Source organism: Natrinema saccharevitans (genome assembly GCF_001953745.1).
GTDB classification, from domain to species: Archaea; Halobacteriota; Halobacteria; order Halobacteriales; family Natrialbaceae; genus Natrinema; species Natrinema saccharevitans.
On record NZ_LWLN01000001.1, the window covers coordinates 210,390 to 224,233 of the forward strand.

Below are 13,844 nucleotides of genomic sequence, written 5' to 3' on the forward strand. Positions count from 1 at the left end.
CCCGCTGTTGCTCGCGTACGCCCGTGACCGGCGGCGCTTCCTGCTGTTCGGTCGCCGGCGGCGGGTCGACCCCGAGACCCATCGCCACCGGGCCGAGGTGTTGCTCGAGTCGCTGCTGACGCTCGGCCCGACCTTCATCAAACTGGGGCAGTTGCTCTCGACTCGACCCGACATCCTCCCGCCGTCGTACGTCGACGTCCTCGCGTCGCTGCAAGACGACGTGCCGCCGGCCGGCTGGACGGAAGCGAAAGCGGTCCTCGAGGACGAACTCGGCCCCGTCGAGGAGCGCTTCGCCGAGTTCGACACCGAGCCGATCAGCGGCGCGAGCTTGGGACAGGTCTACCGCGCGCGGCTCGACCCCGAAAGCGAGCGCACACGGGGCGATCGGGACGGCCGCGACGTGGCGGTGAAGATCCGGCGACCGAACATCGAGTCGCTCGTGCGGGCGGACCTGCGGGTGATCGAGTGGTCCCTGCCGATCCTGCTGTACTTCGTGGACGACGCCCGGTCGTTCTCGCTCGAGAACCTGGCCGAGGAGTTCTCGAAGACGATCCGCGAGGAGATGGACTACGAACGCGAGGCCGAGATGCTCACCGAGATCCGGGCGAACTTCGCGGACGACGACCGCTTTCTCATCCCCGACGTGATCGAGAGTCACTCCGGCCCCCGCGTGCTGACCATGGAGTACGTCGAGGGGACGAAGATCAACGACGTCGAGGAACTCGAGCGCAGGGGGATCGACCGCACGCGGGTCGCGGAGAACTTAGAGCGGTCCTACCTGCAGATGATCATGGACGACGGGGTCTTTCACGCCGATCCCCACCCCGGGAACCTCGCGGTGACCGACGAGGGGCGGATCGTCTTCTACGACTTCGGGATGTCGGGCCGGGTCGACCCGTTCGTTCAGGAGAAGATCGTCGACTTCTACGTCGCCGTCGCCAATCAGGACATCGACGGCATCCTCGACGCCTTAGTCGAGATCGGGACGCTCTCGCCGGAGGCCGATCGGGGCGTGATGGCCGAGGTCATGGAGATCGCCATTCAGGACGCCCGCGGCGAGGACGTCGAACAGTACCGGGTCAACCAGATCGTCGGGCAGGTCGAGGACTCGATCTACGAGTTCCCGCTGCGGCTCCCGAAGAACCTCGCGCTCGTCCTCCGGGTCGCGACCGTCGTCGAGGGCGTCTGCGTGACCTTAGACGAGGACTTCGATTTCATCTCGGTCGCGACCGACTACCTGACCGAGCAGGGCTACCGCGAGGAATCGATCCGACAGTACATCGACGAGACCGGCGACCAGCTCCTGCGAACCGGCCACTCTCTGACCCGGATCGCCCCCAAGGCCGAGCGGGCCCTCGACCGGCTCGACCGCGACGACCTCTACGTCCGGATCGGCGTCGAAGACGAGTCGAACGTCTTCGAGAACCTCGCCAAGCGGCTCGTCTACGGAATGCTCCTGACGATGTCGCTGTTCTCGATGGGCGTGCTGTACGCCCTCGAGGCCCCCCGGGCCTCGATCGTCGCGGCGGTCTTCTCGGTGGTCATCCTGATCCAGCTCTATCGGTCGTTCCGCTCGGCCAAGGGGATCGGTGCCCGACCGCAGTTCACGCGACAGAACCTCCGCCAGCGCCGCGGCGAGGAGTAACGGGACCGCAAACACCCTTCCGTCCCGCCCCCGTAGGACCGGTATGGAATACGATCGGATCGCCGACCTCTCGGTGTCGATCGACGGCGTCTCGACGGCCCGCCTCGAGCGCGAGACGACCAGCGATTTCACCCGCGTCACGACGATCGTCTCGCTGTCCGGGCCCGCGCCGGACGGCAACGGGACCGTCACGGGACGCGGCGAGGACGTCACCTACGAGACCGCCGATCACGACCGGCTGGTCGAGACCGGACTGCCCGATCTCACTGGGGCGTACACGCTCGACTCCTTTGCCGACCGGCTCGACGAGCTCGACCTGTTCCCCGGCGGCGCGCCGGATCGCGAAGTCTTCCGGAACTACCGGCGCTGGGGCCTCGAGAGCGCCGCGCTTGACCTGGCGCTCCGACAGGCCGAAACCGACCTCGGGAGCGTCCTCGACCGGACCGCCGATCCCGTCCGGTTCGTCGCCAGCACCCGGCTGGGCGACCCGCCGACGGCCGACCGGCTCGCGGAACTGCGCGAGCTGGTTCCGGGTCTCGAGTTCAAGCTCGATCCGACGCCCGAGTGGGACGCGGCCCTCGTCGACGCGATCGACGAGGCGGTCGGCACCGACGCCGTCCGCATTCTGGATCTGAAGGGCCACTACGAGGGGACCGACGTCGACGTGCCGGCCGATTCCGACCTGTACGAACGCGTCCTCGAGTCGTTCCCCGAAGCGATCATCGAGGACCCCAACCTGACCGACGGGACGCGGCCGCTTTTCGACGATCCCGCGGTCCGAGCGCGGGTCTCGTGGGACGCGCCGATCCACGGCGTCGACGATATCGAAGCCCTGCCGTGGGTGCCCGACTGGCTCAACGTCAAACCCTCGCGCTTTGGCTCGCTCGAGTCGCTGTGCGAGACGCTGCGCTACTGCGACGATCGTGACATCCGGTGCTACGGCGGCGGCCAGTTCGAACTCGGGATCGGCCGCGCCCAACTCCAGACGCTGGCCGCGATCGGCTATCCCGACGGCCCCAACGACGTCGCGCCGCGGGCGTACAACGATCCCGGAGTGGCGGACGGACTGCCGGCAAGCCCGCTCGAGCCCGCGACCGATGCCGTCGGCTTCGGCCCGTTATTTGACGGCTGAGCGGTCGCTGGGGCGATCGACGTACGAGCCCCTCACTGGTCGGCCAGCAACACTTTACTCGTGTGACTGCAATCGAAGATGTCCGGGTTGGACTGGATGGATGTGAGCGTGCGGTCCAGCCTGGATGTGAGTTTTTTACCCGGACACTCGTTCAGTTTCTGACCCTCCTCAAAAATAGATGCGGTTCCGGCAGCCGACGAACTCCCCCGGGACGCGATAGCGCACGCCGGTGCCGCCTCGAGATCGATCGTCGACTCCCGAGCGATCGCCATGGTGAACTACTGCTCGCGAACGGCCCGACCGGCCCTGTTAGCACATCGAACGCGCGCCAGCGGCCATTCCAAACGGTTTATGCACGTCGATTGATTACGCCGGGACATGGCGAAACAGCAGACCGAAGTTCGCGATCTCCAGGAAGGCAGCTACGTAATGATCGACGATACGGCGTGTAAGATCAACGCCTACTCGACGGCCAAGCCGGGCAAACACGGCAGCGCCAAGGCCCGCGTCGAGGCCGAGGGCGTCTTCGACGGCAAGAAACGCTCGCTCTCCCAGCCCGTCGACGCCAAGATCTGGGTCCCGATCATCGAGCGCAAACAGGGCCAGGTCGTCTCCGTCGACGGCTCGGACATGCAGGTCATGGACCTCGAAACGTACGAGACGATCACGATGCGGGTCCCCGAGGACAAAGACGTCTCCCCCGACGAGAACATCGAATACCTCGAGATGGAAGACCAGCGAAAGATCGTCTAATGTTTCCCGGGGCGACCGACGACGGCGAGGGAACCGACGCGGCGGACGCTGCCGACCGTGGAGTCGCGAACTTCGTGGTCGTCGGTGCGCCCCTGGACGCCACGACGACCTTTCAGCCGGGGACCAGGTTCGGTCCCCGACGGATCCGTTCTTTTGCCGAACCGTTCGACGACTACGACCACCGGACGGGCCAGCACTTCTCCGAGCTGGGCGTCGTCGACCGCGGCGACGTCCGCGCGTGGAACGACGTCGAAGCCTACCTCGAGTATCTCACGAGCACGCTCCGCGAGGCCGTCTGGGACGACGCCGTCCCGCTGACGCTGGGCGGGGAACACACCGTCTCGCTCGCGGGCGCACGCGCAGTCGAACCCGAGGTGTTCGTCTGTTGCGACGCCCACCTCGACCTGTACGACGCCTACGACGGCAACCCGCTCTCACACGCCGCCGTCACCCGGCGGATCCTCGAGGACGTCGACTCGGTCGAGGAGGTCATCCTGCTCGGCGTGCGCACGGGTAGCGAGGGCGAGTGGGACCGAGCCGCTGCCGACGACGTGACCGTCGTTCCCCCCGAGGACGTGGGCGAGTGGACTCCCGGTGACCGGTTCGCCGACCGGGAAGTCTACCTCAGCGTGGACATCGACGCCGCCGACCCCGGCTACGCGCCGGGAACCGGGACGACGGAACCGTTCGGGCTCGAGCCCCGCGAACTCCGCGACGTGGTGCGCGAAGTGGCACCGCAGGCCGGCGGCTTCGACGTGGTCGAGGTCAACGACCGCGACGACGGCCAGGCGGCCGCGCTGGCCGCGAAACTGGTCCGGGAGTTCGTCTTCTCGCACGCCGACGGGTGAGCCGTCGACTCGTTCTCCGCCGGTGTACTGCAGTGGCGCGTGCTGAGCGACAGTGAGCCGCGAGGCCCGACCGGCGGGAGGGCCTCGGTACTGCGAACGGTGACCGCAGGAACCGTGAGCCGACGGCGAACTGTCGTTCGAAGCCGCGCGAGGGATGAGCGAGTGAGCGGAGCGAACGAGCGAATCGGCTGGGGAGGGTGTGGTACCTCCGTGGTGCCACGATAGCAGAAGGATCTCTCGGGCGTCCCGTTTTCACGAACGACTCGAGACACCTTCGAAGCGAGCGTACACCCTTTTCACGCTCCGAGCGAATCCCCGCGTATGATCGAGGCGACGCTGTGTTTCCCACTCCGGAACGACGGTGGCGACGCCGACGAAGTCCTCCTCATCGAGAAACGCCGCGGACTGGGCGAGGGCTGGTACAACGGCCCCGGCGGGAAACTCGAGGCCGGGGAGACCCCGCGGGAGTGTGCCGTCCGCGAGACGCGAGAGGAAGTCGGCCTCGAGGTGACGACCCTCGAGAAGGCCGGCGAACTCACCTTCCTGCTCGACGGCGAGGGCCACACGCGCTGTCACGTCTACCGCACCCGGTCGTTCGCCGGCGAGCCGACCGCCTCCGAGGAGGCCTATCCCGAGTGGGTCCCCGTCGACGACGTTCCCTACGACCGGATGTGGGACGACGATCACCTCTGGCTGCCCGGCGTCCTCGAGGGGGAGACGGTCGCCGGCGAGTTCCGGTTCGAGGGCGGCGAGCCCCTGGACGAGGCCGATTTCGTCGATCACGACCTCGAGTGGGACGTATCGTTCTGACCCGCGGTCGATACCGACGCCGCTAGGGCTTCAGCACGATCTTCCCGGAACTCTTCCGGTCCTCGATGTACTGGTGGGCCTCGGCGGCGTCCTCGAGCGCGAAGGACTCGCCCAGGATGATCTCGAGGTCACCGCTGGCCAGCCCTTCGGTGAGTTCGGGGACGGCTTGCATGACTCTGTCCGGGTCGTGCATGGCGGCCTGCCCGAGGTGGAATCCCTTGACGGTCTTGTTCTCGAAGAGCAGCCGCTGGTTGCTTACCTCCGCGGGCACGCCGCTTGCGACCCCGTAGGTGACCATGCGTCCGAAGTGGGCCATTGCGTCGAGGCTGCGGTCGAAGACGTCGTCGCCGACGCTCTCCAAGACGAGGTCGACGCCCTCGCCGTCGGTCTCGGCCTCGACGATCTCGCGGAAGTCCGTCTCCGTGTAGTTGATCGGGTGGTCACAGCCCAACTCGGCCGCGAGGTCGAGTTTCTCCTGCGTGCTCGCGGTGCCGAAGACTTCCGCGCCGTGGTTCGACGCCAGCTGGACGGCAGCCGTGCCGACCCCGCCCGCGGCGGCCTGAATGAGGACGGACTCGTCTGCCTCGAGCCCGCCCCACTCGAACAGGCAGGCGTGAGCGGTGAGAAACTGGACGGGGAAGCCGGCGGCCTCGTCGAAGCTCATCGCCTCGGGGATCGGAAAGAGCAGGTCCGCGGGGGCGGTGACGTACTCGGCGTAGCCGCCGGTATCGAGCATGCCGACGACGCGGTCGCCGACCGAGAGATCGTCGACGCCCTCCCCGACCGCGTCGACCGTTCCCGCGGCCTCCATGCCGGGGACGTAGGGGGCTTCGGGTCCGCTCGGGTAGTGGCCCCGTCGCTGCATGATGTCCGCGAAGTTGATTCCCGCGGCCTCGATCTCGATTCGGACCTCCCCCGCCTCGGGCTCGGGCGTCGGGACGTCGACGACCGATAGTTCGTCGCTGTCGCCGTAGGACTCGACTTCGATTGCCTTCATGTCGATCCCGTATAAGACGGTCGCGTCCATAAACCTGTGAGAACCGGATGAAACGAAGCGAGGGTTTCCGAGTTTTTCGCACCGATTGCCGTCCGCGGACGTGACGGCTCGAGTCGCCCGCGGTCCCACCGGTACCGGTTCGGTGGTGGGTGCAAGTACGATAGCTGGCGCTCGAGAGTGTTAGAGAGACGGTGTAGGTCGGACAGCGGAACCGCCACGGAAACCGCGGCGGCTGAAAGGGGCCGGCCGACCGTGCCGCCTACTCCCTTCGAGTGGCTATCGGTACAAAACACCTCCGGTACGCGGATCCGAAGCGGACTCGAGCGAGCGTTGCCCTTCGCATGGTTTAAGCCCGCGCTGACTGCATGTCGTACTAATGAGTTCGGAGAGTCAAGAACTCGGCATCACCGAGTCGAAATCACACAAGCCCGGCGAGTGGTACGCCGAGGTCGTCCAGAAGGCCGACCTGGCGGACTACGCGCCGATGGGCGGGTTCATCGTCACCAAGCCCCGCGGCTACGCCCTCTGGGAGGCCATTCAGGACTCGCTCGACGGCTGGTTCAAAGAGACCGGCGTCGACAACGTCTACTTCCCGATGTTCATCCCCGAGAGCTTCCTGGAGCGGGAAAAGGACATCGTCGAAGGGTTCGACCCGGAAGTCGCGTGGGTGACCCAGGGCGGGCACGACGAACTCGAGGAACGCCTCGCGGTGCGTCCGACGAGCGAATCGATCATCGCGCCGTTTATGGCCGACTGGACGCGCAGCCACCGTGACCTGCCGATGCGGCTCAACCAGTGGTGTTCGGTCGTCCGCTGGGAGGCGACGGAGACGAAGCCGTTCTTCCGGACGAAGGAGTTCATGTGGCAGGAGGGCCACACCGCCCACGCCAGCAACGAGGGCGCGTGGGAGGAGGTCTGGACCCGACTGGGCCAGTACGAGCGCGTCTACGAGGACGTCCTCGCGATTCCGGTCCTCCGGGGGAAAAAGCCCGAACACGACAAGTTCCCCGGCGCGGACACCACGACGACCGTCGAGGCGTTGATGCCCGACGGCAAGTCCGTCCAGGGCGCGACCAGCCACAACCTCGGCCAGAGCTTCGCCGAGGCCTTCGACATCACCTTCGTCGACGAGGACGAGGAGGAACAGACGGCCTACACCACCTCGTGGGGCCTCTCTTGGCGCGCGCTCGGGGCGCTCATCATGACTCACTCCGACGATCAGGGGCTCGTCCTCCCGCCGACGGTCGCGCCCACGCAAGTCGTCATCGTCCCCATCTGGCAGGAAGACACCAAAGAGGAAGTCCTCGAGTACGCCGAGGGAATCGCCGACGACCTCGAGGACGCCGGCTTCCGCGTCGAACTCGACGACCGCGACGAGCGCAATCCCGGCTTCAAGTTCAACGAACACGAACTCAACGGCGTCCCCCTCCGGCTGGAGATCGGTCCCTACGAGGTCGAAGACGGGGAGGCCACGCTGGTCCACCGTCCGGACAACGAGGAGACCGTCGAGGACCGCGACGGGATCGTCGACGCCGTCGACGAACACCTCGAGGAAATATACGACAAACTGTACGAGGCCGCCGAGGAGACCCTCGAGGACAACGTCCGCGAGGCCCACAGCCCCGAGGAGATCCTCGGGACGATCGGTAAACACGGCGGCTACGTGAAGACGCCGTGGTGCGGCGACGAGGCCTGCGAGGAGGTAATCAAGGAGAAGATCGCCGCCGAAATCGTCATGCAACCCCTCGAGGACGAGGGAGGCTCGTCGGGCGGTGAGGTACCCGAACCCGACCGCGACGAGTGTGGCGTCTGTGGCGATCCCGCCGACGAAATCGCGTACTTCGCGAAGTCGTACTGAACCGAGCCCGTCCGGTCTCCGTTTTCCCTGCCGTACCGACTCGACGCCCGCTCGAGTCACGAGCTGGTGGCAGAATTCGGAACCGGAGATCGGCTCTCCTTCGAGACGCCGGTGCCTGCGACGTGCGCTCCGACGAACTGTTTACGCGGGTGATTGTTTCACGCACACCTAATTCTTTAGCCCAAGATTGCTTACGGGTGGATGCTGTTCCAAGGGATGTGGTGTTCACTCTGGTGGGTGAGCACTACGTGCCTCTGACATTTCGTCCCGTCACCGGGAACTCGCGTTTCCGGGTCGGGATTTCGACCGGCGCTCCGACGACTGCGAGTTTTCCCGTCCGATAGCCGGCCTCGATAGCCGAAACTAAGGTGTTTACATACACCTTATACTGATCTATATGTGTTTATAATACACTTAGCCATAATGGATTAGCCTCTTATATCCCTTCCCGCTACGGGTGTGTATGTCACAGCCACATATGGAGTCATCCACCGAGCGTTCGCAGGGGCTCGCCGACCCCGCGGACGCGCGGTCGAACTGCGGTGTCGGTGTCGTTATGGATCTCGACGGGGATGGGGGCCACGACATCGTCGCCGACGGACTCGAACTGCTCGAAAACCTCGAACACCGCGGGACGACCGGCGCGGAGAAAGACACCGGCGACGGAGCCGGTATCATGCTTCAGACGCCGGATCCGTTCTTCGAGAGCGTTCTCGAGACCGATCTCCCCGAAACCTACGCCGTCGGCTCGCTCTTTCTGCCACAGGACGATCGGGCACGCGAGCAACTCCGCGATCTCACCGCCGACACCTTCGACACCTACGATCTCGAGGTCCTCGAGTGGCGCGACGTGCCGACGAACAACGACGGCCTCGGACAGACCGCCGTCGACTCGGAACCCGACGTCCATCAGGTCGTCGTCGCGCCCGAGGACGATATCTCCGGCGACGACTTCGACCGCCGACTGTACGTGGCTCGACGCGCGCTGGAAAACGCCGTCGAGGACGCCGACGTCGAGAACAAAGATCGGTTCTACGTCGTCTCTCTCGACTCCAAGACCGTCGTCTACAAGGGACTGCTGAAGGGCGTTCAGGTCCCCGCGTACTACCCCGATCTCACCGATGAGCGCATGGAATCGACGTTCGTAATGGTCCACGAGCGGTTCTCGACGAACACGCTCGGCGCGTGGCACCTCGCCCATCCGTACCGCAACATCATCCACAACGGCGAGTTCAACACCATTCAGGGCAACATCAACTGGATGCGGGCCCGCGAGACCGACATCGAGAGCGACGTTCTGGAGGACCTCGAGGCCGTCAAGCCGATCATCGACGACCCCGACCAATCGGACACGGCGAGCGTCGACAACGCCCTCGAGTTGCTGATGCAGGGCGGCCGGGACCTCGCACACGCCCTGCGGATGCTCGTCCCCGAGGCCTGGCGCGGTCGTGGCGCGAAGCGCCACGGGCAGCAAACTTCTGACGAAGTTTGCGACGGCGACGACGCGATGGACGCCGACCGGAAGGACTGGTACGACTTCCACGCGTCGCTGGTCGAGCCGTGGGACGGCCCCGCGCTCGTGGCGGCGACCGACGGCGAACGCGTCGGCGCGGTGCTGGACCGTAACGGACTGCGCCCGTGCCGGTACGACGTCACGACCGACAACCGGCTCATCATGGCCAGCGAGGCCGGCGCGCTCGAGACCGAGCCAGCGGAGATCGAAGAACGTGGCCGCCTCAAGCCCGGCCAGCTCTTCCTCGCCGACCCCGAGGAGGGCCGGGTCATCCCCGACGAGGAAGTCTTCGACGACCTCACCGACGACCGCTACGGCGAGTGGATCGCACAGGAGCAGGTCCATCTGGACGACATCCGGGCCACGAACGACCGCTCGCCGCAGACGGAGATTCCGGCGCTGCGCGACCAACAGGCCGCGTTCGGCTACACGCACGACGAACTCGAGAACCTGATCGAGCCGATGACCCAGAAGGGGAAAGACCCCGTCGGCTCGATGGGCGACGACACGCCGCTGTCGGTGCTGACCGAGTTCAACCGACCGCTGTTTTCCTACTTCAAACAGCTGTTCGCACAGGTCACGAACCCGCCGCTTGACTACATCCGCGAGGAACTGGTCACCTCGATGGAGTCGCGGCTGGGCTTCCAGCGCAACCTGTTAGACGAGTCGCCCGAACACGCCCGCCAGCTCGTGCTGGACTCGCCGATCCTGACCGACGCCGAACTCGAGTCGGTCCGCGACTGTTCGGCCAACGGGATCACGACCGCGACGATCGACATCACCTACGAGCCCGAGAGCGACGACCCCGGCGCGGACCTCGAGGCCGCGATCGAGCGCGTCCGCGAGGACGTCGTCGACGCGATCGAGGACGGCGGCCACGACGTCATCGTCCTCTCGGACCGGAACGTCGACGAGGACCGGGTCGCGATCCCGAGCCTGCTGGCGACCGGCGGCGTCCACCACCACCTCGTGCGCAACGGCCTGCGAAACCACGTGGGCCTCGTCGTCGAGTCGGCCGACCCGCGGACCGTCCACCACTTCGCGACTCTCGTGGGGTACGGCGCCGGCGCGGTCAACCCGTACCTGGCCTACCAGACCATCGAGGACATCACCGCCGGCCCCGACGGCGCCGACACCGAGGTCGCCATCGACGCCTATATCAACGCCGTCGAGGACGGCCTCCTGAAGATCATGGCCAAGATGGGAATCTCGACCGTCGAGAGCTATCAGGGCGCCCAGATCTTCGAGGCCGTCGGCCTCGATTCGGACCTCGTGGCCGAGTACTTCGAGGGCACCGAGAACCGCACCGAGGGGATCGGCCTCGCCGAGATCGAGGAGGACCTCCGCGAGCGCCACGCGACCGCTTTCGGCGACGGCGAGGAACCGGACCTCGACCGCCACGGCGAGTTCGAACACCGCTCGGGCGGCATCCACCACCAGTGGAACCCCGACACCGTCGGCGCGCTCCAGCAGGCCGTCCGCTCGAACGACTACGAGCGCTACCAGGAGTTCGCTGAACAGATCAACGACCAGCAACAGAACCTCCAGACCTTGCGTGGCCTGCTCGAGTTCGACTCCGATCGCGATCCGATCCCGATCGAGGACGTCGAGCCGATCACGGACATCGTCCAGCGGTTCTCGACCGCCGCGATGTCGCTGGGTTCGCTCTCGCCGGAGGCCCACGAGAACAACTCGATCGCGATGAACCGGCTCGGCGCCAAGAGCAACTCGGGCGAGGGGGGCGAACCGCCGGAGCGGTTCAACACCGAACGCGAGTGTAACGTCAAGCAGGTCGCTTCCGGCCGGTTCGGCGTCACCTCGACGTACCTCTCGAACGCCGACGAACTGCAGATCAAGATGGCCCAGGGTTCCAAGCCCGGCGAAGGCGGCCACCTCCCCGGCTCGAAAGTCAACGAGATGATCGCCCACGTCCGCAAGTCCACGCCCGGCGTCGGGCTGATCTCGCCGCCGCCGCTGCACGACATCTACTCGATCGAGGACTTGAAGCAGCTGATCTTCGACCTGAAGGCGGCCAACGAGGACGCCGATATCAACGTCAAGCTCGTCTCCGAAGCGGGGATCGGCACCGTCGCCGCCGGCGTCGCGAAGGCCAACGCCGACGTGGTCCACATTTCCGGCCACGACGGCGGGACCGGTGCCTCGCCCAAGACGTCGATCAAGAGCGCCGGCCTCCCGTGGGAACTCGGTCTCGCGGAAGCCAACCAGATGCTCTGTCGGACCGGCCTCCGCGACCGCATCCGCGTCTCCGCCGACGGCGGGATGAAGACCGGGCGCGACGTCGCCGTCGCCGCCCTGCTGGGTGCCGAGGAGTACATCTTCGGGACCGCCTCGCTGGTCACCGGCGGCTGCGTCATGGCCCGGCAGTGTCACAAGAACACCTGCCCGGTCGGCGTCGCCACCCAGCGCGAGGACCTGCGCAAGCGGTTCCCCGGCGAGCCCGAACACGTCATCAACTACATGACTTTCATCGCGCAGGAACTGCGCGAGATCATGGCCGAACTCGGCTACGAGACCATAGACGAGATGATCGGCCAGGTCGACGCCCTGGCGCAGCGCGACGACGTCGACCACCCGAAGGCCCGCAACGTCGACCTCTCGGAAGTGCTGGCCGACCCCGGCAGCGAGGTCCGACGCAAGATCCGCGAGCAGGACCACGAACTCGAGGACCAGCTCGATCGCGACCTCATCGAAGCCGCGGCAGACGCCATCGAAGACCAAGAGCCGGTTGCCCTCGAGACCGAGGTCACGAACGTCGACCGCACCGTCGGCGCGATGCTCTCCAACCGAATCACGGACCGCTACGGCGAGCCCGGCCTCCCCGAGGACACCATCACCGTCGACGTGGAGGGGACCGCCGGCCAGAGCTTCGGCGCGTTCCTGGCCAGCGGCGTCTCGATACACCTCGATGGCAGCGCCAACGACTACGTCGGCAAGGGCCTCTCCGGCGGCAAGCTCACGATCCGGACGCCCGAGTCCGCCGCCTACGACCCGACCGAGAACGTCTCGATCGGCAACGTCGCGCTCTACGGCGCGACCGACGGCCAGCTGTACGTCAACGGCGTCGCCGGCGAGCGCTTCGCGGTGCGCAACTCCGGTGCCAAGGCCGTCGTCGAGGGCGTCGGCGACCACGGCTGTGAGTACATGACCGGCGGCGTCGTCGCCGTGCTGGGCGAGACGGGCACCAACTTCGCGGCCGGGATGTCCGGCGGCGTCGCCTACGTCTACGACCCCGACGAGGAGTTCGCGGCCAAGGCCAACACCGGCATGGTCTCGCTCCACGACGACCTCGAGGAGAAAGACGAGCGGATGCTGCGCCGCCTCGTCGAGAACCACGTCGCCTACACCGGCTCCGAGCGGGGCGAACTCCTGCTCGCAAACTGGGAGCGCGCGCTCGAGGCCTTCGTGAAGGTCATGCCCGAGGCCTACTACGAGGCGATCACCGAGCAGGGCAGCGACGACGTCCGCAACGAACTGCCCGGCGAACCCGAGGCCGCGGCCGAAGCCGAATCGGCCAACTTCGCCGCGAGCGACGACTGATTCCGCCGGCGCGTTTCTCTTCGGTTCGCACTGGCCGACACGTCCCGTCGCCGGCGCTCGATCACTCCGTCAGCCGCGCGTGGAAATACGGGAACCGGGCCTCTTCCTCGTCGGCCAACGCGTCCCTGAACTCTCCCGTCGCGACCAGTTCGAACCCGGCCGATTCGAGCTGCTCACGCGTCGCTTCCGCCCCGGCCATGTGCCACTGCATCTCGGTGCCGGTCTCGAGCCAGTCCGGGTTCGACCCGGCCCACTCGGTCCACCCTTCGGTGAGGAGGAGCTGCCCGCCCGGTCGAAGGACGCGGGCGAACGCCTCGATCGCCGTCGAGTGGTCGTCGATCGGGACGTGAATCAGCGAGTACAGTGCGGTGACGGCATCGAACGTGGCCGCGGCGAACGGGAGCCGCGTCATCTCACCCTGACACAGCGTCGCGTCGGGAACGAGCCGCGTCGCCGTCTCGAGTTGCCCCCGCGAGAGGTCGAGGCCGACGGCCAGGTCCGGAGCGACCCCGTTCGACGGGTCGAGGGCGTACTCGAGCGCCGGGATTCCGTGCCCGCAGCCGGCGTCGAGGAGGCGACACCCGTCCGGCACCGAATCGAACAGCGCCGCGAGCGCTGCCGACTCGGCCTCGTCGTGCGTCGCGACTCGCTCGTTCGCGTACGTCGACGTGATTTCGTCGTACGCACGGCGGACGGCTTCCCTGTCGACCATAGCCGTCCGTCTCGTGGA

Annotated in this window: 9 protein-coding genes; 7 read left to right on the top strand and 2 right to left on the bottom strand. The window is 66.6% G+C overall.

Translation table 11 applies throughout. The features are described 5' to 3' along the window. Window positions 1-7 precede the first annotated feature (7 nt). From A6E15_RS01115 to A6E15_RS01140, 5 genes are all read left to right on the top strand, one after another. Window positions 8-1,645, top strand: coding sequence for an ABC1 kinase family protein (locus A6E15_RS01115; RefSeq protein ID WP_076143011.1), 1,638 nt, complete (start codon window positions 8-10; stop codon window positions 1,643-1,645). A gap of 43 nt (window positions 1,646-1,688) precedes the next feature. After that, window positions 1,689-2,777, top strand: coding sequence for an enolase-like domain-containing protein (locus A6E15_RS01120; protein ID WP_076143012.1), 1,089 nt, complete (start codon window positions 1,689-1,691; stop codon window positions 2,775-2,777). A 378-nt stretch (window positions 2,778-3,155) separates the two neighbouring features. Then, on the top strand, window positions 3,156-3,530 hold the full coding sequence (locus A6E15_RS01130; RefSeq protein WP_076143014.1) for a translation initiation factor IF-5A: 375 nt from the start codon (window positions 3,156-3,158) through the stop codon (window positions 3,528-3,530). Continuing rightward, on the top strand, window positions 3,530-4,378 hold the full coding sequence (gene speB, locus A6E15_RS01135) for an agmatinase (protein ID WP_076143015.1): 849 nt from the start codon (window positions 3,530-3,532) through the stop codon (window positions 4,376-4,378). Before A6E15_RS01130 ends, speB begins: the two co-directional genes overlap by 1 nt. Window positions 4,379-4,699: 321 nt before the next feature. Then, on the top strand, window positions 4,700-5,188 hold the full coding sequence (locus A6E15_RS01140) for an 8-oxo-dGTP diphosphatase (RefSeq protein ID WP_076143016.1): 489 nt from the start codon (window positions 4,700-4,702) through the stop codon (window positions 5,186-5,188). Window positions 5,189-5,210: 22 nt separating this feature from the next. Here the strand turns inward: A6E15_RS01140 and A6E15_RS01145 are convergent, their stop codons facing one another. Next, window positions 5,211-6,185 carry a quinone oxidoreductase family protein gene (locus tag A6E15_RS01145; protein WP_076148128.1) on the bottom strand — a complete coding sequence of 325 codons (975 nt, stop codon included), beginning with the start codon at window positions 6,183-6,185 and terminating at the stop codon, window positions 5,211-5,213. 376 nt (window positions 6,186-6,561) lie between these two features. Between A6E15_RS01145 and proS the strand changes: the two genes are divergently transcribed. Beyond that, entirely contained in the window at window positions 6,562-8,043 is a 1,482-nt protein-coding gene (gene proS / locus A6E15_RS01150) for a proline--tRNA ligase (RefSeq protein WP_076143017.1), read from the top strand. A 463-nt stretch (window positions 8,044-8,506) separates the two neighbouring features. After that, complete coding sequence (gene gltB / locus A6E15_RS01155) at window positions 8,507-13,114, top strand: glutamate synthase large subunit (protein WP_175607186.1); 4,608 nt, start codon at window positions 8,507-8,509, stop codon at window positions 13,112-13,114. A gap of 61 nt (window positions 13,115-13,175) precedes the next feature. Here the strand turns inward: gltB and A6E15_RS01160 are convergent, their stop codons facing one another. Then, a complete protein-coding gene (locus A6E15_RS01160) occupies window positions 13,176-13,826 on the bottom strand; it encodes a class I SAM-dependent methyltransferase (protein WP_076143019.1) in 651 nt (216 codons plus the stop codon). Window positions 13,827-13,844 lie beyond the last annotated feature (18 nt).